The organism is Streptomyces smyrnaeus, from assembly GCF_017676345.1.
In the GTDB taxonomy this organism is placed as follows: Bacteria; Actinomycetota; Actinomycetes; order Streptomycetales; family Streptomycetaceae; genus Streptomyces; species Streptomyces smyrnaeus.
Genome location: NZ_JAFFZM010000015.1, coordinates 133,827 through 150,750, shown reverse-complemented (window position 1 = coordinate 150,750; position 16,924 = coordinate 133,827). Strand labels below are relative to the sequence as shown.

Below are 16,924 nucleotides of genomic sequence, written 5' to 3'. Positions count from 1 at the left end.
TTCGTCGTGCGGCTGATGGAGACGTCCCTGCCGCTGACGGCCGAGCGCCGCGCCGAGCTCCGGGTCTGGCTCGGCTTTGTGCAGGCGTCGCTCACCGACGCCGACATGGCTGCGAGTCACCGCGACGCTACCGTGCGGTTCCTGCTGGGCGTCGAGGAGGCATTGTGCGGCGCGCAACGGGCCCGCGAACTCGCCGCGGATGTCGGCACCGAGGCGGAGGCGGCGGCTCTGGTCGCGTTCGTGGACGGACGGTGCCTGCACCACGCGGCGACCGGGGACGGGTTCGACGCGTCCCGCATCAGCGCCGCTATGAACGCTTACGTCGACCGGCCGTTCGACCGATGAGCGCGACACTGGCGCTGGCACTGGCAGGGCTGGGCTGGGCTGGGCTGCTGAGCAGCACAAGCTTCGGCACCCTGCTGAATCCGATCTGGCTGTTGCTCACCCCGGGGTGAGTGCGCGCCGTCCGGATCGCCGCGCACGACCGCGCCGAGCCGGTGCTGCAGCGGATCAACGACTGGTTCACCCGCAACAGCGCCAAGGCGCTCGGCTGGACCGTCGGGGGATCGGCATCGGAACGGCCCTGAACGCCGTGGTCGCCCTTCTCGCCCAGCCCGCCCGAATCCGCGTCAGACTCCACGGTCTCCGTCACTCCAACTCCCGGAACTCCCTGGAAGACCCAGGAGTGGGCGGTGCGACTGCTGCCGCGCACGGCAGGAGCCACCTACAACGGTCACAGGTCGCGTGCTGAGGGCATGGCTACTCGTCGCCCCCGTGGCCCTTCACTTCTCCGCCTCGAACGCCTGGGCGACGGCGAGGCTGTCCTCGTACACATGGTGCCGGGTGACAAGGCCGTCTTCGACGGTGAGATGCAGAGCGAACCGCGCCTGATAGGCACGCCCGGTGGGCCGGGCGGTCTGACGGATCTCGCCGAGCACGACCGCGTCGCTTCCGTCGACAAGGATGCGCTCGACCTCGGTCGCCACCAATTCCGGCACGTGGTACTCGGCAAGCTCGCGATAGTGGGCGGCCGCGTCGGCCCGGGTGGACCGGTGACGGATCCACGGCGTGGCAGTACGGCCGTGTTCGGCCTCCGGCCAGTCGAGCTTCCAATCGCTCTGGTCGGCATACAGCTCGGCGATGCGCTCGGGATCGCCCTCGCCGATTCTGCGCAGCAACTCCTCGACCACAGTGCGCATGTCGGTAGATGCGGCTATGGACATGACTGACCTTCCGTCCTGGTCCGCGTCCTTCGACGCGGAGAGATCACCGATCCTGCCTGCGGGGGCACGTCGAGGCGATTACCACTGAGGTAAGGCAAGCGGTCCGCCATGATCCGCTTCCGATACGCGCCTGGAACGATGTGTCGCTCGCTCGAACGGATCACGCACGCCTCGCTGTGACGATCCAGACCGCCCCGGGGATGCAGACACCGTCGGCAGTCTCGAACTCCGTCAGCGCGTCGTGCACTTCGGCACGGACACGGGCGATGGTTGCCGGGTCGACATTGCGCAGGTTGTAGCGCGTCGGGCCCATGGAGAAGAGGAAGTCGGCGGCCTCCTCAGCGTCGGCGCCGAAGGTCATGGGCGCCTCGACCGGAGCCACCTCGATGTCGGTGAACCCGCCGGCGGCGAGCACGTGGCGGATGCGGGCTGGGTCGAGAAGCGATCCCATGCCCCTGGAGGCGGGGGATGCCTCGCGCAGGAACGGCGAGAGTGCGGCGGTTGCGCGGGCGTAGGCGCTGTCCGGGCCCGCGGGCTGAGGGCCGAGGAACGCGAGTCGGCCGGCTGGCACCAGCGCATGCCTGAGATGGGTGAAGGCTGCGATGTGGTCGGCGAAGAACATGACACCGCCGCGGCTGATGAGGACATCGAACCCGCGGTCGGGGAACGGGTGCACCTGTGCGTCGCCCTGCTCGAAGGTGACGTTGTCGAGACCTTCCGCGGCTGCGTCACGGCGGGCGCGTTCCAGCATCGGCGCGGACAGATCGACACCCAGGACGTTTCCTTCGTACGCCCGTTGCGCTGCGAGGCGCGTCGTCTGGCCGGTGCCGCAGCCGACGTCGAGGACCCGGTCCTGGGCTGTGACGTCCGCAGCGGCGAAGAGAGGTGCGTTGAAGGCACCCATCATCCCGTTGTAACGCTCGGGTTGTTCGGCCCAGAGGACGCCCTCCCAGTCGTTCCATGCCTCTGCCTGCTGACGATTGGCGAACGTGTGCACGGCTTGCCTCCCATGACTAGAGTCAACCTCTAGAGCTTAACTCTAGATATAGACTCCAGACATGGGTAAGGGCAAGGGGAAGCAGGGCGGCAAAGCTCAGGAGACACGGCGACGGATCATCGAGGCGGCCGGCGCACTCTTCGTCGAGCAGGGCTACGGGGCGACGAAACTGCAGGAGATCGCCGACCGGGCAGGGGTGGCGGTGCAGACGATCTACTTCGTCTTTCGGAACAAGCCCTCACTGCTCAAGGAACTTGTCGATGTCGCGATCGCGGGCGACGACGAACCCGTGCCGACGATGGATCGACCCTGGTTCACGGAGGTCACGACCGCACCCACCGCCGAGTCCGCACTGGCCGCACTGGTCACCGGCACCCGCGGGACACTCGAACGCGTCGCGGCCATCAACGAGATGGTCCGCGCCGCGGCGGCGACCAACCCGGAGATCCGAGAGTTGTGGCCGGATCAGGCAGACCCGCGGTACACAGTGATCTCCACCGCGGCGAAGTCCCTGACCGAGAAGCCAGGCGCCCGCCCCGCCATCCCCGTAGGCGAAGCGGCGGACATCCTCTACGCCATCCTCAGCCCAGAGCTCTTCCTGGTCCTCACCCGAGACCGCGGGTGGCCACCGGCCAAGTGGGAGCAATGGGCGTACGACACCCTCGGCTCTCAACTGTTGACCGACAACGGGCGCTGACCAACTCGGCCCCTGAGGGCGACATGGTCCACAGTTGGCCGGCGGCGCCGACGCACCGGCGGGGGCTTCGGTCGTGATCGAAGAGCATGATCGAGGAGAAGAGCCTAGTCGGCGACCTGTGCATCCCGGACGGACACGCTGCCCGACCCGTCTGCGGCCTCCCAGCGCAGCAGGTCTCCCGGCTGGCAGTCGAGCACTTCGCAGAGCGCGGCGAGCGTCGAGAAGCGCACGGCCTTGGCGCGGCCGTTCTTGAGGACGGCCAGATTTGCCGGGGTGATCCCGACACGTTCGGCGAGTTCACCCACGGTCATCTTCCGCTTGGCCAGCATCACGTCGATGTCGACGGCGATCGGCATCAGATCACCTCGTCCAACTCTGCCTGCATTTGCGACGCCTCGATGTCGCGCGCGACGGCCTGGGCGAGCAGCATCCGCAGCACGAGGACGATGAGCGCGACCCCGAGCACCGCCAGGCCGGCCCCGCCGATCAGGAGGACGATACCCGGCGCTACGGCCTCGCCCGGCGCGAGGACGGCACCGAGCGCCCACAGGAGGAGTGCGGCTCCCGCGAAGGCTCCGGTCACCAGGTCCACGTACCGGAAGGCGGAGTAGGAGAACACCGTTCGGCGTCGAACCATCGTCACCAGCCGCCATACGCAGACCAGGACGAGCTCGGCACACACGAACCCCAGGACAACGATCAGCAGGATCGGAACGCGGGGCAGGTCCGCGACGCCCTCGCCCGATCCCCCCAGATCGCGGGCCAGCAGCGGCACCATCACCGCCTGTACGAACACGGAGCCGGCGAGCAACGCCACGATCACGGCGCGCAGCGCGAACACTGTCAGCTTTCCCATAGCCTCTCCCTCTATCGAAGAACGATAGTAACCTATCGTATTTCGATAGGCGACATTGACGGGTGAGATGGTTCCACGACGCGTCGAACCCCTCCCCGCAGCGCCGTGGGCATGCCGGCACCTGGGCACCGCTTCGGCGCGGCGCCGTGGGCCACAAGCAGCAGGTGACATACCGGCCCGTCGGCGACTTCTGGGCCCTTCAACGGGCCGAGACGGGGCTGCACCTCGGCCTCGCCCTGGTCCTGGCCGGGTTCTGTGCCTGGTGGTTCCGCCGCCGAGCGACCTGCAGGCACCAGCCCGCCAGGGGGTATCCGGGGGTCAGCCGGGTCCCGGCTGCCCCCCCGGCAGCAGCGCCGAACCCACCCCGCCCAACGGGCCCCCACGCCTGTGCGACGGGGCTCCGGCTCCAGCGCGGCAGGCGCACGGTTTTGCACGGTGGCCTGGCGGCCCTTGTCTAGGTCCCGTGCGGGCGCTCGCCGCCCGCGGCGGGAAAGGTCCGCCGGTAGTCCGTCGGTGAGACGCCGACCTGCTTGAGGAAGTGGTGGCGCAGGTTGTTGGCCGTGCCCAGTCCGCTGCGTTCGGCGACTTTCTCCAGCGGCAGCGAGGTGGACTCCAGCAGGCCCTGCGCCTGGCCGATGCGCTGGTTGAGCAGCCACTGCAGCGGCGTCACCCCGGTCGCCTCGCGCAACCGCCGGTAGAAGGTGCGCGGGCTCAGTGCGGCGCGCCGGGCCAGGTCCTCCACGGTCAGCGGCCGGTGCAGGTTTTCCAGGGCCCAGGCCAGTACGGGTCCCAGACCGCGGGGGTCCGTCGCGGGCACGGAGTGGTCGATGAACTGCGCCTGCCCGCCCGGCCGGTGCGCGGGAACCACCATCCGGCGGGCCAGTTGGTTGGCGACATGTGCGCCCAGGTCGCGACGGACCAGGTGCAGGCACAGGTCAAGTCCGGCGGTCAGTCCGGCGCTGGTGAGCACATCGCCGTCGTCCACGTACAGCACCGAGTCGTCCACCCGCACCTTCGGATGCCGTTCCGCCAGTTGTGCGGTGTGCATCCAGTGAGCGGTGGCGCGCCGCCCGTCCAGCAGCCCCGCCGCGGCGAGCGCGAAGGCGCCGGTGCACAGCGAGACCATGCGGGAGCCTCCGTCGTAGGCGTGCCGCAGGGCGTCGACCAACTCCCCGGGCACGGGCGCGCCGTCCTCGACACAGGCGTCGGGCACCGACGTCACGATGACGGTGTCCGCGCCCGCCAGGTCCGCCAGCCCGTAGCGACTGCGCAGCTGGAGCCCGGACCCGGCCGGCTCGTCGCCCTGTCGGCCTTCCACCGAGGTGCCGTCCCCGCACATCCGCAGGTCGTACCAGGGTTCGGCCAGATCGGGCTGCGGCTTGCCGAAGACCGTGCACGGGATGCTCACCTCGTACAGATCCCACGAAGGGATCCTGATGTCCTCGGGCACGACCAGGGCGACGGAACCAGCGCTCATGCCGGCAGCGTACGCCGCCGGCCTGGCAGGAATTTGGTGAAGGTGGTCACTCCTGTCACTGTTCCGGCCTGTCGCCCGCTGCGAATGTGGTGCCTACGTGATCAACCACCGCCATGCGGAACCACCAGGCGGATCCGGCTCACAGGGAGAAAGCACATGAACCGCGTACGCGAGGCAGTGACCGTTGTCGGACTGGGCTCGATGGGCTCGGCACTGGCCGCCGCGCTCCTGGACCAGGGTCACCCGACCACCGTCTGGAACCGCTCCCCGGGCAGGGCCGACGCACTCCTGGCCAAGGGCGCCACGCTCGCGGCCGACCCCGCCGAGGCCGTCGCGGCGAGCGGGCTGACCATCGTCTGCGTCCTGGACTACGACGTCATGTACGGCGTCCTCGACCCGGCCGCCGCCGCTCTGGAGGGCAAGACCCTGGTCAACCTCACCTCGGGCTCCCCGGAGCAGGCCCAGGAGGCCACCGCGTGGGCCGAACGGCACGGCGCCGCCTACCTCGACGGTGCGGTCATGACCACCCCGCCCGGCGTCGGCAATCCCGAGATGATGTTCCTCTACAGCGGAGAGGCCGCCCTCCTGGAGGCCCACCGCCCCGTACTCGCCGCCCTCGGCGACCCCGTCCACCTGGGCACCGACCCGGGCCTGGCCTCGTTGTACGACGTCGCCCTGCTCGGTCTGATGTGGTCGACCTTCACCGGCTGGCTGCACGGCACCTCCGTGGTCACGGCACAGGGAACGGACGCCACGGCCTTCACCCGCGTCGCACTGCGCTGGCTCACCGCCGTGGCCGGCTTCATGACCACCTACGCCCCCCAGGTGGACGCCGGCCACTACCCGGGCGACGACGCCACCGTCGACATCCAGATCGCGACCATCGACCACCTCATCCACGCCGCTGCGGCCCGCGGAGTCGACAACTCACTGCCACAGCTCCTGAAGGCCACCATGGTGCGCGCTCGCGCGGCGGGCCACGGCTCCGACAGCTACGCGAGTGTCATCGAGGTACTGAAGAAGCCGGAGAGCACCAAGTGATCAGCCAGGCAACCGGGCCCGAGTCTCCTGCCCCGGTACAACCCCAACCCCCATGGGACGAACTGCTCGCCGCCACCGGACAGGAGTGTCTGTCCGGGCTGAAGGAAGCGGCAGAGCGGGACTGGACCGTCCCGGCGGGGGGCCTGGAGTGGAGCTGCCGCGCGGCCCTCGATCACCTCGCGCTCGGCCTGATCGGCTACGCGGGCCTGCTCATCGCCCGACCCACCGACCGCTACATCACCCTGTTCGCCTCGCTCGACGCCCAAGCCCCCGTGGCCCACTGCCTGGAGGGCCTGCACATCGCCACGGTCGTGCTGCGCTCGGCGGTCCGCGAGGCCCCCGCCACAGTGCGGGCCTGGCACCCTTGGGGCCACTCCGACGCATCTGGCTTCGCCGCCATGGGCCTCGCCGAACTGACCGTCCACACCTTCGACATCGGCCGCGGCCTGGGCCTGGAGCTGCGTCCGTCGAACGAGGTGAGCGCGGTGATTCTGGACCGTCTCTTCCCCGACGCGCCCGTCGGTCATGCCGCGTCGGACACCCTGCTGTGGTGCACGGGCCGCACCGAGCTGCCGGGCCTGCCCCACCGAACGTCCTGGCAGTGGGACGGCACCGTGCGCTGAACCCTGGCCCAGGCACTGTCCGGGACCGGCCAGGCCCCCGCCGCCCACCGTCCTGCTCCTCGCGGACCACGACGGCCCACTGCCCGCTCTGCGCGTCGCGCCGACACGACGCCGTCGCCGCGCCGGAGGCGGCAAGGCGGCACGAACGGCACGCCGTCCGCAAGGCGGGAGGGCTTCCGAATGAACCTTGCAGGGTGAGACGGCTGATGCCACTGTCGCCCCATGAGCAGACAGATCGTTGCCGTAACTCCACATGAAATCCCGGAGCGCCCACCTGTTCGTCTCACTGTCGGAGAACTCGTCGAAGCAGGTGAGCGCGACGGCGAGTGGCCCGAGTTCGTGTTCGTGACCGCACCCCACGGCTCCGGCTGGGTCCCGGCACGGCACCTTTCCGGACCGTCCGGAAAGGTGCGGGTCGAGGAGCCCTACGACACGACGGAGCTCCCCACCGCGAAGGGCGATGTCCTCCACGTCCTGGCGGAGGATTTGCAGAGCGGCTGGCTGTGGTGCCGCAACGGTGACGGCCGCGAGGGCTGGGTGCCGCTGAAGACCCTGTCGCAGGAGTCCGCGGAACGCGCGCAGTAGCGCTGCCGAGGTAACGCCATCCCTGCCCGTCCGCCCCTGAAAGGGGACGGGCGGGGCCGGGGGCCGGGTGATGCTCGCTGTGGCGCTCGCTGAGGCGAGCGGCCTCAGCCGATGGGTGGAAGACGCCGGTCCGTGGAAGACGCAGGGGTCTCAGTCGCTCGTGCGCCTGCGTATGTGCAGATGGCCATCGCGGGGGAAGGAGGGCGGCGCCGCGGGCAGGATGGTGTCGAAGCCGTAGCGGCTCTTCTGCGCAACCCTGCACGATGCCAGGTTGTCCACCTGGTGCAGGAGTTCGAGGCGCTCCAGCCCGTCGGCTCCGAAGGTGTCGAAGGCCCAGTTGGTGAGTGCTTCCAGAGCGCGGGGGGCCACTCCCCGGCCGCGCGCGTGCGCCGCGGTCCAGTAGCCCACCTCGGCGGCCGGTTTGCCCGAGGCGACCTCCTTGAGGACCACGCTGCCCACCAACTGCTCGCACACCGGGCCGGGTCGAGCCTCAAGGACGGCGAAGCCGAACCGCTCGCCCGTCGCCCAGTCGCGCTGCTGGGCCTGCACCCACCGGGCTCCGTCAGCTTCGTCGTCCACGACAGAGCTCGCCCACTGGCGGGTTGCGGGATCCCCGCTCGCCTCGACCAACGCAGCAGCGTCCGCCATGCGCCAGGGACGAAGAACGAGAGCGGGAGAGGCCGGCGTAGCGGCCGTCTGAAGTACGACAGCGGAACTCATCGACCGAGCGTATGCGTCGGAGTTCTCGTCCGGCGCCGACCGCATGTGGCCCGTGCCGCCTTGCGGCCCCGTCATTGCCGTGTCCGGACGCGCAGAGCCTCGACGGACCAGTCGAGCACCGGAGCCAGACTCTCCGGGGCCGGCCAGCCGTTGACCACGGCGAGCAGTTGGAGGTACCGCTCCCTGCGGGGGTCGCTCACGCTCTCCAGCCGAGTCGCCAGTCGGCGGCGAAGCTCGGTGTCGTCGGGGCGGCCGAGGAGATGCGCGTAGTGCGCCGTGAACGCCTCGACGATCGGATCGGCCCAGGGCGAGTCCGGGTCGATGCCGGCGGTCAGGGCAGGGACCGACTGGTCATGGACGGCTGCGGCAATGTCGCGGCGCGGGCCCGTCGTCCCGCTTGTGGCCTGCTCGGCTGCCTGTTGCTCGGCCAGCCGCCGCAGGAGGGCGCGGAAATCCGGGTCCAGCGACAACTCCGCCAGTTCCACCCACGCCCGGACCTGCTCCGGCTCCGGGTTGTCGGGCAACTCGGGGGTCATCGAGCGCATGACCCCCGCGAACGCGGGGGCGGCGTCAAGACCGCCGAAGACGGCGTCGAGGAATTCGCCGGTCAGCCGTCGGCGTTCGTCCTCGGAAAGCCGAGCCAGCCGGTGCATGCGTTCCGTCTCCTCGGGTGTGGACCCGCGCTCGGCCACCGCCGTCAGTACCGCGCGCCGCAGGCGCAGGACGCGGATCTGCACTGCCAGTGCTTCGGCGTGCGCCGCGGCGACCTCGGGAAGCGCGAGCTCACGGTCCACGACCCTGCGGATCGTGGGGAGGTCCAGCCCCAGCTCGCGCAGGGTGCGCACGAGGTCCAGTCGTGCGGCGGCGTCGATGTCGTACAGGCGATAGCCGGCCGGGCTGCGGTCCGTCGGCGCCACGATTCCACGATCGGAGTAGAACCGAATGGTCTTGACCGTGAGACCGGTCCGTCGACCACGGCTGCAACACGCGGACCCCGGCTGGGCCTGAGCAGCAGCGACAGCGACCTGGCCCGCCGCCAGGACGAGCGTCGAGCGGGCGTCACGACACCCCTCGAAGCGTCATACCAGCGTCGGGAATCAGTCCGTGACGCCCACAGCGTAGTAACGCACACCGACGAAACCGCAGGTCAGGAGCGCTTCTCCGTCGGCTCCAGGATCGCCACGCACTCCATGTGGTGGGTCATCGGGAAGAGGTCGAAGGCGCGGAGGAAGCGGGGGCGGTAGCCGGCGGAGGCGAAGTAGGAGAGGTCACGGGCGAGGGCGGCGGGGTCGCAGGCGACGTAGGCGATGCGGCGGGGGCCCAAGTCGGTGATCTGCTCGACGATGCGCTTGCCGGCGCCGGCGCGGGGTGGGTCGAGGACGACCAGGTCGGCCTCGGTGATGCCGGTGCGCGGCAGCACCTTCTCGACCTTGCCGTGCTCGATACGGACGCGCGGGAAGTCCTGGAGGTTCTTGCGTGCGTCCGCTACCGCGCGCTTGCCCGCCTCGATGCCGAGCACCGCGCCCTTCTCGCCGAGGCGGTCGGCGAGCGCGCCGGCGAACAGCCCGACGCCGCAGTACAGATCGAGCGCCATCTCGCCCTTGCGCGGGGTCAGTCCGCGCATCACGGCGTCCACCAGTACCTCGGCGGCACGGGGGTGGACCTGCCAGAAGCCGCCCTCGCCGACGCGCCAGGTACGGTCGTCGGCGCGTTCGCGGACGAAGTCGCGGCCGTGTACACGGTGGACGGCGCGGTCCTTCTCACCGATCCGGAGAACGGAGACCTCCCGGTTCAGCTCCACGATGGGGAGGCGTCCGCCCGGGCGGGGAGTGAGGACGACCTGCCGGTCGGCGGAGCCGGTGGCCGCGATGGCGTCGACGGCGGCGATTTGCGGCCACTCGCGGTCCTCGATGCCCAGCTCGTCGACGCCGGGTGCGGCGATCAGGCAGTGGTCGATGCGCTGGACCTCGTGCGAGCGGTGCTTGAGCAGTCCGGCGTGGCCCTCGGCGTCGATGGTGTAGTGGACGCGGGTACGCCAGGCGGGGACCTCGCCGGGGGCGACCTTGTCGCCGGGCGCGGGCTCGACGGTGCCGTCCCAGGAGACGTCCTCAGGCGTCATCCCGGCGAGCCGCTGCAGCTGCTCGGTGAGCACCTCGGCCTTGAGGCGGCGCTGCGCTCCGGGCTTGACGTGCTGCCAGTCGCAGCCGCCGCAGCGTCCGGGGCCGGAGAAGGGGCACGGCGCTTCGATGCGGTCCTTGGCGGGCTCCAGCACCCGCACCGCGTCGGCGCGCAGGAACCGGGAGTCGGCCCGGCCCTCGGTCACCCGCGCGACGACCCGCTCGCCGGGCAGCGTGTGCCGTACGAAGAGCACCTGGCCGCTCTCGGTGCGGGCGACGCAGTGACCGCCGTGGGCCACCGGACCGACCTCGACCTCGTGCTCCTCCCCCACCAGGGAGGGAGCGAGCTCTTCGGACGCGCCGGCGGACGCATGGGCGGACGCACTGGCTTCGGGCATCAGAGGGTGACTCCAAGAAGAGGGGGATGCTGGGACTGGGCCGAGGTGGGCCGAGCGCGACATGGCCGCAACCGCCGAGTCTACTTCCCGTGCGGGCTGATCCACTTCCCGCACGGGCTGATCCACTTACCCGTGCGGTCCGATCCCCGGCGTCACCGGTCCCGCCCCCGGCAAGGCCCGGGCGGCGCGCGCACCCCCATGGGGCGCTCCCGGCGCCGTCCGTCCGCTCTACTTTCCGCGCTGCCGGGTCACGCTTCCCGCCGGGCCCGGTCCGTCGCCGGGGCCCTTGCCGCCCTTGGCCTGCTTGCCGCCCTTGGCCTGCTTGCCGCTCTTGCCGTCCTTCTCGGACTTGCGGGGCTGGATGACGGGGCCGCGGCGTACGGAGCCGGGGGCGTTCCACTGTTCGCGCCGCCTGGCGCGCTTCTTCGCCAGCTCGGAGGACTCCAGCTGGTAGGGGACCGAGGTCACCATGACGCCGGGGGTGAACAGCAGCCGGCCCTTGAGCCGTAGCGCGCTCTGGTTGTGCAGCAGGTGCTCGTACCAGTGGCCGACCACGTACTCCGGGATGAAGACGCTCACCACGTCGCGGGGCTGCTCCTGGCGAAGGCGCTTCACATAGTCGATGACCGGTCGGGAGATCTCCCGGTAGGGCGAGTCGAGGATGGTGAGCGGGATGTCGATGCCGCTCTCGTCCCACTCCCGGCGCAGCTGTTCCGTCTCGTCCTGGTCCATGTTGACGGTGACGGCCTCGAGGGTGTCGCTCCGCATCAGCTTGGCGTAGCGCAGGGCGCGCAGGGTCGGCTTGTGGATCTTGGATACGAGTACGAACGAGTGCACCCGTGAGGGGCGCAGCTTCGCCTCGCCCGGGTCCTCGGCCGCCAGTTCCTCGGCGACTCCGTCGTAGTGCCGGCGGATGCCGGTCATGACGGCGTAGAAGAGGGCCATGCCCACCAGGGAGACCCAGGCACCGTGGGTGAACTTCGTCACCAGCACCACCACGAGCACCAGCCCGGTGAAGAAGGCTCCGAAGGTGTTGATGGCACGCGAGCGGTACATGTGACGGCGGCGCGCCCGGTCGGTCTCGGTGGTCAGCAGCCGGTTCCAGTGCCGGACCATGCCCGTCTGGCTGAGCGTGAAGGAGACGAACACGCCCACGATGTAGAGCTGGATCAGACGGGTGGAGTCGGCTCCGTAGACCACCACGAGTATCGCCGCTGCTCCGGCCAGCAGCACGATGCCGTTGGAGAAGGCGAGCCGGTCGCCGCGGGTGTGCAGCTGGCGCGGCAGATAGCGGTCCTGCGCCAGGATCGAGCCGAGCAGCGGGAAGCCGTTGTAGGCGGTGTTGGCCGCCAGGAACAGCACCAGCGCGGTGGCCGCCGCCAGGTAGACGAACGGGAACGTCCCGTCACCGAACACCGCGGCCGCCACCTGCGAGATGACCGGGTTCTGGGTGTAGTCGGCGCCCGCCGGGTGGCCGTCGATCAGCAGGTCCGTGGCCGGGTTCTCGGCCATTCGCACATGGGTGGTGAGCGCGAGCGCGATGATGCCGCAGAACATGGTGACCGCCAGCACGCCCATCATCGCCAGCGTGTTGGCAGCGTTCCTCGACTTGGGCTTGCGGAAGGCGGGCACGCCATTGCTGATCGCCTCGACGCCGGTCAGCGCCGCACAGCCGGAGGAGAAGGCGCGCAGCAGCAGGAAGGCCAGCGCGAAGCCCGCGATGCCGGACTGCTCGGTGTGGATCTCGTAGTCCGCGGTGGGGGCGCGCATCTCGTCGCCCAGGACGACCCCGCGCACCAGACCCCAGACGATCAGTCCGAAGACGCCGACGACGAAGCAGTAGGTCGGCACGGCGAACAGCTTGCCGGACTCACGCACGCCCCGCAGGTTCATCAGCGTCAGCAGCACGATCACCGCGACCGCGCAGAACGTCTTGTGCTCGACGACGAAGGGGATGGCCGAGCCGAGGTTCTCCACGCCGGAGGAGATCGAGACGGCCACCGTCAGTACGTAGTCGACCAGCAGTGCGCTGGCGACGGTGAGCCCCGCCCTGCGGCCGAGGTTGGTGGTCGCGACCTCGTAGTCGCCGCCGCCGCTCGGGTAGGCCCGGACGTTCTGCCGGTAGGAGGCCACCACGGTGAACATCAGTACGACGACCGCGACGGCGATCCACGGGCTGAAGCTGTAGGCGGAGACCCCCGCGACCGAGAGGACCAGCAGTACCTCGCCCGGCGCGTACGCGACCGAGGACAGCGGGTCCGAGGCGAAGACGGGGAGGGCGAGACGCTTGGGAAGGAGCGTCTCGGCGAGCCTGTCGCTGCGTAGAGCCCTCCCCAGGAGAAGTCGTTTCGGTACGTCGGTCATCCTGGACACGCAGAGGATCGTATGCGGTCAGTCGTGCGATGCTGAGACGGCCCGCTGTACGGGACGAAGGGACGGGCGTTGCACATTGTGATCATGGGCTGCGGACGAGTAGGAGCGGAACTCGCGCAGACCCTGGAGCGACAGGGCCATACGGTCGCGGTCATCGACCGGGACCCCACCGCATTCCGGCGCCTTGGCTCGGGCTTCGGCGGCCGCCGGGTCACAGGCATCGGCTTCGACCAGGACACCTTGCGCGAGGCCGGCATAGAGGAGGCGGGGGCGTTCGCCGCGGTCAGCAGCGGTGACAACTCGAACATCATCGCGGCCCGGGTGGCACGTGAGATGTTCGGCACAAAGCATGTGGCCGCGCGTATCTACGACCCGCGGCGCGCGGAGGTCTACCAGCGGCTCGGCATCCCCACGGTGGCGACCGTGCGCTGGACCGCGGACCAGATGCTGCGCAGGCTGCTGCCGTCCGGCTCCGAGCCGCTGTGGCGGGACCCGAGCGGCGCCGTACAACTCGCCGAGGTGCACACCTCGGCAGCGTGGGTCGGCGAGCGCGTCAGCAAGCTCCAGGAGGAGGCGGGCGTGCGCATCGCCTTCCTCACCCGGCTGGGCGAGGCCATACTGCCCACGTCCCAGACGGTGCTGCAGGAAGGCGACCTGGTGCATGTGATGATGCGCTGCGACGAGGTCGCGCGGGTGGAGGAAGTTTTCGCTGTGGGGCCGGAGTCGTGACCACGGAAAGCGCGCCCAGCCACGCAGGCGAACAGACGCCCGGCCGCGTGGGCGGAGAAGCGAACGAGAAGGACGCCGTGAGCGACGCACACGCGGCCACCGAGCAACACCTGACCACCGAACCCGCACCTGGCCGCGTGGGCGGAGAAGCGAATGAGAAGGACGCAGCATGAGGGTGGCGATTGCCGGGGCGGGCGCCGTGGGTCGCTCCATCGCGGGCGAACTGCTGGAGAACGGGCACGAGGTGCTGCTCATCGACAAGGCACCGACGGCCATCTCGGTCGAGCGGGTGCCGCAGGCGGAGTGGCTGCTGGCCGACGCGTGTGAGATCACCTCGCTCGACGAGGCGGCGCTGGAGCGCTGCCATGTGGTGATCGCGGCGACGGGGGACGACAAGGTCAATCTGGTTGTCTCCCTGTTGGCCAAGACGGAGTACGGGGTGCCGCGGGTCGTGGCCCGGGTCAACAACCCGAAGAACGAGTGGCTGTTCAACGAGTCGTGGGGCGTGGATGTCGCCGTCTCGACGCCGCGTCTGATGTCGGCGCTGGTGGAGGAGGCCGTCAGCGTCGGTGATCTGGTGCGGCTGCTGCGCTTCTCGCAGGGCGAAGCGAACCTGGTCGAGCTGACGCTGCCGCCGGAGTCCACCCTGGCGGGCACCCGCGTGGGCGATGTGAGCTGGCCGGAGGACACCTCGTTGGTGACGATCATCCGCGGTTCCCGGGTGCTGACACCGGACCCGGACGACGCCCTGGAGGCCGGCGACGAGCTGCTCTTCGTCGCCGCGCCCGCACGGGAGGAACAGCTGGAGGAGCTTCTCTCGACCCGCGGGTGACCGACGGGCGCCACAGCTGGCTCGGCACCCTAGCCGGCTCGGCGCCCACAGTCGGCTGCGCCTGCGCTTCGGGCCGGCGCCGTCAGTCCTTCTTCACGAGCACGACCCACACCTGGCCGCGCGCGAAGGGCAGTCGGCGCCCCTCGCGGTCGCTGAAGGTGGTGCCGCCGTTCGCCGAGGTGCGCGACCAGTGGGCGTCGTAGGCCTTGCCGTCCCGCAGCACCAGCGCGTCGCCGGAGCCGACGGTCTCGGTGTACGGGGTCACACTGCCGGAGCTGTCGTGGAAACGGGACCGGCGCACGGTCACGTACTGGATCACGACGGTGGCGGGCGCGAGCCGTCCGGCGCTGCGGGAGCGTGCCGGGGCGCCGTCCATGGCCACCGGCCAGCCGCGCCGGTCCGGGGACCAGGTGAAGGTGAGGCGTGCCGCGGGGTAGCGCACGGTCTCCCGCTCCGTCCGGTGTCCGCCGCCGGGTGCCGCACCGAAGCGGAAGCCGATGTCCCGGGGCGCCGAGGCGTCGGGGGCCGCGCGTTCGGCGCGGCGGGCCTTGAGGTAGAGGTTGTGCGGGGCGCGACGGGCGGGGTCCCGGGTGTAGCCGTCGGTCAGCTCACCGGGCGGCAGCAGGTGCAGCGAGGTGGCTTCCAGGGTCGGCATGAGCGCGGACTGGACGCCGGAGAAGGCCAGTGCGGGCTCGCCGAACTGGCGCAGCAGTTCGATGTCGGACTCGCGGGCGCTGCGGACCGGCCCGACGGTGGTGGGGAGGTGGGAGGCGAAGACGGCCAGTATGCGGCTGAGGCCCGCCTCGACCTGTTCGATGTAGACGATGTCGGCGTGCTCCAGCCCGGTCTGCGGGCGAGCCGGTGCCACGTTGTCGACCTTCACGGCCAGTACGTGCTCACCCCGGCGCCGCTCGCCGGTGAAGGGGGATGCGTCCTGCTGCTGGTCACCGCCCGGGCCGCATGCCGCGAGGGCGCCGCCGGTGCCGACGGTGGTGGCCGCCGCCAGCGCGGTGCGCAGCAGCGTCCTGCGGTCGGCCGCTCCGGGGGCGGACCGTCCGGTTCGTGCGGGCTTCTCCATCGCCGCCCCGCCTCGTTCGGCTCTCAGGAATTGGCGGCCTTCGCCGCGGCCTTCTCGGCCTTGGCCGCTTCCTCCTCGGCCTCCATCTCCGCGATGACGTTGATCGGCGGCGGTGCCTTGGCCAGGAAGATCCAGGTGAGGTAGACCGCCAGCAGGAACGGCGGGATCTTGAGAATGACGGTCACCCAGCCGAACTGCGTGGTGTCGCCCCAGAAGTAGAGCGGAAAGAGCACGGCGGACTTGCCGAGCAGGATGAAGCCCCACGCGTAACTGGCCTTGGTGTAGGCCTTCTTACGGCCCGGATTGCGCTTGCGCCAGGACAGGTTCTCCTTGAACACCGGTCCGAGCACCAGTCCCAGGAGGGGGACGCCTGCCAGCGAGGTGACGATGTACGCGAGCGCCAGGCCGAGCGTGTAGAGCATGCCCGGCAGGTAGAAGTCCTTGGCGTTGCCGGTCATCATCGCGAAGAGCACGCCGAAGCCGACGCCGAAGATCCCGCTGAACGCGTGCTTGATGGTGTCCTTGCGCAGCAGCCGGACGACGACCATCGCGCCGGAGATCACCAGTGCGGTGATGGCGGCGGCGTGGATGTCCTTGTTCACCGTGTACATCCCGATGAACACCAGGCCGGGCACAGTCGTCTCGACCAGGCCGCGTACACCGCCGAACGCCTCGAACAGTGCCGCTTCGGTCACGGCGTGCGATCCGGTCTCACCGGTCGGCTGCCCGTCCGGCTCCTCCGCTTCGGTCCGCTTGTCGGGAGAGGTCACCCGCTACTCCTGTCCGAGGGGTCGCAGCTCGTATTTGGGATTGAACATCACGGGGCGGCCGCGATTGGCGGTGATCCGCCCCCAGGCGATCAGCTTGCGGCCCGGCTCGATCCCCGCGATGGAGCGGCGGCCCAGCCAGACGATGTCCAGCGAGGCCGAGCCGTCGAACAGTTCGGCCTCCAGGGTGGGCACTCCCGCGCGTGGCCGCAGAGTCACGGTGCGCAGCGTACCGGTTACCCGCACCATCTCGCGGTCGGTGCACTCGGAGATGCGGGCACAGCCGGTGTCCTCGGCCTCCTCACGCAGCTCGGCCGACCGCAGGTCCTCCTCGGAGGAGGAGAGCCGTTCCAGGAACCGTCGGAACCGCCCGCTTCCCGTGCCCCGCTGCTCTCGGGTGGTGCCAGTCAT

At 70.2% G+C, this 16,924-nt stretch carries 19 protein-coding genes and 1 pseudogene; 8 read left to right on the top strand and 12 right to left on the bottom strand.

Features of this window, described 5'->3' with window-relative positions:
- Positions 1-15: 15 nt before the first annotated feature.
- Together JW613_RS23850 and JW613_RS35975 are read left to right on the top strand one after the other, a co-directional pair.
- Positions 16-345, top strand: a complete 330-nt coding sequence (locus JW613_RS23850) for a TetR family transcriptional regulator C-terminal domain-containing protein (RefSeq protein ID WP_245226206.1) — start codon at positions 16-18, stop codon at positions 343-345.
- A 110-nt stretch (positions 346-455) separates the two neighbouring features.
- Positions 456-587, top strand: coding sequence for a GAP family protein (locus JW613_RS35975; protein ID WP_245226180.1), 132 nt, complete (start codon positions 456-458; stop codon positions 585-587).
- A 195-nt stretch (positions 588-782) separates the two neighbouring features.
- Here the strand turns inward: JW613_RS35975 and JW613_RS23845 are convergent, their stop codons facing one another.
- The gene (locus JW613_RS23845) at positions 783-1,223 is read right to left on the bottom strand and encodes a nuclear transport factor 2 family protein (RefSeq protein ID WP_209212994.1); all 441 of its coding nucleotides are present in this window, start codon (positions 1,221-1,223) and stop codon (positions 783-785) included.
- A gap of 160 nt (positions 1,224-1,383) precedes the next feature.
- Positions 1,384-2,220, bottom strand: coding sequence for a class I SAM-dependent methyltransferase (locus JW613_RS23840; protein ID WP_307866014.1), 837 nt, complete (start codon positions 2,218-2,220; stop codon positions 1,384-1,386).
- A 61-nt stretch (positions 2,221-2,281) separates the two neighbouring features.
- Here JW613_RS23840 and JW613_RS23835 point away from each other — a divergent pair, with 61 nt between their 5' ends.
- A complete protein-coding gene (locus JW613_RS23835) occupies positions 2,282-2,917 on the top strand; it encodes a TetR/AcrR family transcriptional regulator (RefSeq protein WP_209212993.1) in 636 nt (211 codons plus the stop codon).
- A 104-nt stretch (positions 2,918-3,021) separates the two neighbouring features.
- Here JW613_RS23835 and JW613_RS23830 read toward each other — a convergent pair whose 3' ends face one another.
- The 3 genes from JW613_RS23830 to JW613_RS23820 all read right to left on the bottom strand — a co-directional run bounded on the left by JW613_RS23830 (position 3,022) and on the right by JW613_RS23820 (position 5,229).
- Entirely contained in the window at positions 3,022-3,273 is a 252-nt protein-coding gene (locus JW613_RS23830) for a helix-turn-helix domain-containing protein (protein ID WP_209212992.1), read from the bottom strand.
- Positions 3,273-3,773, bottom strand: a complete 501-nt coding sequence (locus JW613_RS23825; RefSeq protein ID WP_209212991.1) for a DUF2975 domain-containing protein — start codon at positions 3,771-3,773, stop codon at positions 3,273-3,275. Before JW613_RS23825 ends, JW613_RS23830 begins: the two co-directional genes overlap by 1 nt.
- Before the next feature lie 454 nt (positions 3,774-4,227).
- Positions 4,228-5,229, bottom strand: a complete 1,002-nt coding sequence (locus JW613_RS23820; RefSeq protein ID WP_443742844.1) for a GlxA family transcriptional regulator — start codon at positions 5,227-5,229, stop codon at positions 4,228-4,230.
- 177 nt (positions 5,230-5,406) lie between these two features.
- Between JW613_RS23820 and JW613_RS23815 the strand changes: the two genes are divergently transcribed.
- The 3 genes from JW613_RS23815 to JW613_RS23805 all read left to right on the top strand — a co-directional run bounded on the left by JW613_RS23815 (position 5,407) and on the right by JW613_RS23805 (position 7,499).
- Complete coding sequence (locus JW613_RS23815; RefSeq protein WP_209212989.1) at positions 5,407-6,291, top strand: NAD(P)-dependent oxidoreductase; 885 nt, start codon at positions 5,407-5,409, stop codon at positions 6,289-6,291.
- Positions 6,288-6,914 (top strand): maleylpyruvate isomerase N-terminal domain-containing protein, encoded by a 627-nt coding sequence (locus tag JW613_RS23810; RefSeq protein WP_307866013.1) that lies wholly within the window; start codon positions 6,288-6,290, stop codon positions 6,912-6,914. The genes JW613_RS23815 and JW613_RS23810 overlap by 4 nt, the downstream gene beginning before the upstream one ends.
- 222 nt (positions 6,915-7,136) lie before the next feature.
- Complete coding sequence (locus tag JW613_RS23805) at positions 7,137-7,499, top strand: SH3 domain-containing protein (RefSeq protein ID WP_209212988.1); 363 nt, start codon at positions 7,137-7,139, stop codon at positions 7,497-7,499.
- 150 nt (positions 7,500-7,649) lie between these two features.
- On the opposite strand, the gene JW613_RS23800 is transcribed toward JW613_RS23805, so the two are convergent.
- The 4 genes and pseudogenes from JW613_RS23800 to JW613_RS23785 all read right to left on the bottom strand — a co-directional run bounded on the left by JW613_RS23800 (position 7,650) and on the right by JW613_RS23785 (position 13,107).
- Entirely contained in the window at positions 7,650-8,219 is a 570-nt protein-coding gene (locus JW613_RS23800; RefSeq protein ID WP_209212987.1) for a GNAT family N-acetyltransferase, read from the bottom strand.
- Between the two features lie 71 nt (positions 8,220-8,290).
- Positions 8,291-9,190 (bottom strand): annotated as a pseudogene (locus JW613_RS23795) (MerR family transcriptional regulator); the annotation flags it as partial.
- Between the two features lie 176 nt (positions 9,191-9,366).
- Positions 9,367-10,734, bottom strand: coding sequence for a class I SAM-dependent RNA methyltransferase (locus tag JW613_RS23790; RefSeq protein ID WP_209212986.1), 1,368 nt, complete (start codon positions 10,732-10,734; stop codon positions 9,367-9,369).
- A gap of 228 nt (positions 10,735-10,962) precedes the next feature.
- The gene (locus JW613_RS23785; protein WP_307866012.1) at positions 10,963-13,107 is read right to left on the bottom strand and encodes an APC family permease; all 2,145 of its coding nucleotides are present in this window, start codon (positions 13,105-13,107) and stop codon (positions 10,963-10,965) included.
- Positions 13,108-13,176: 69 nt separating this feature from the next.
- On the opposite strand from JW613_RS23785, the gene JW613_RS23780 reads away from it, so the two are divergent.
- Complete coding sequence (locus JW613_RS23780; protein WP_099884840.1) at positions 13,177-13,836, top strand: potassium channel family protein; 660 nt, start codon at positions 13,177-13,179, stop codon at positions 13,834-13,836.
- 169 nt (positions 13,837-14,005) lie between these two features.
- A complete protein-coding gene (locus JW613_RS23775; RefSeq protein WP_099884839.1) occupies positions 14,006-14,668 on the top strand; it encodes a potassium channel family protein in 663 nt (220 codons plus the stop codon).
- Between the two features lie 82 nt (positions 14,669-14,750).
- Here JW613_RS23775 and JW613_RS23770 read toward each other — a convergent pair whose 3' ends face one another.
- Genes JW613_RS23770 through JW613_RS23760 form a run of 3 tightly spaced genes read right to left on the bottom strand, consistent with a single transcriptional unit; the run spans position 14,751 to position 16,924 of the window.
- Positions 14,751-15,746, bottom strand: coding sequence for a DUF3048 domain-containing protein (locus tag JW613_RS23770; protein ID WP_209212985.1), 996 nt, complete (start codon positions 15,744-15,746; stop codon positions 14,751-14,753).
- 23 nt (positions 15,747-15,769) lie between these two features.
- Positions 15,770-16,516 carry a DUF3159 domain-containing protein gene (locus JW613_RS23765; RefSeq protein ID WP_185018308.1) on the bottom strand — a complete coding sequence of 249 codons (747 nt, stop codon included), beginning with the start codon at positions 16,514-16,516 and terminating at the stop codon, positions 15,770-15,772.
- A 3-nt stretch (positions 16,517-16,519) separates the two neighbouring features.
- Entirely contained in the window at positions 16,520-16,924 is a 405-nt protein-coding gene (locus JW613_RS23760; protein ID WP_209212984.1) for an OB-fold nucleic acid binding domain-containing protein, read from the bottom strand.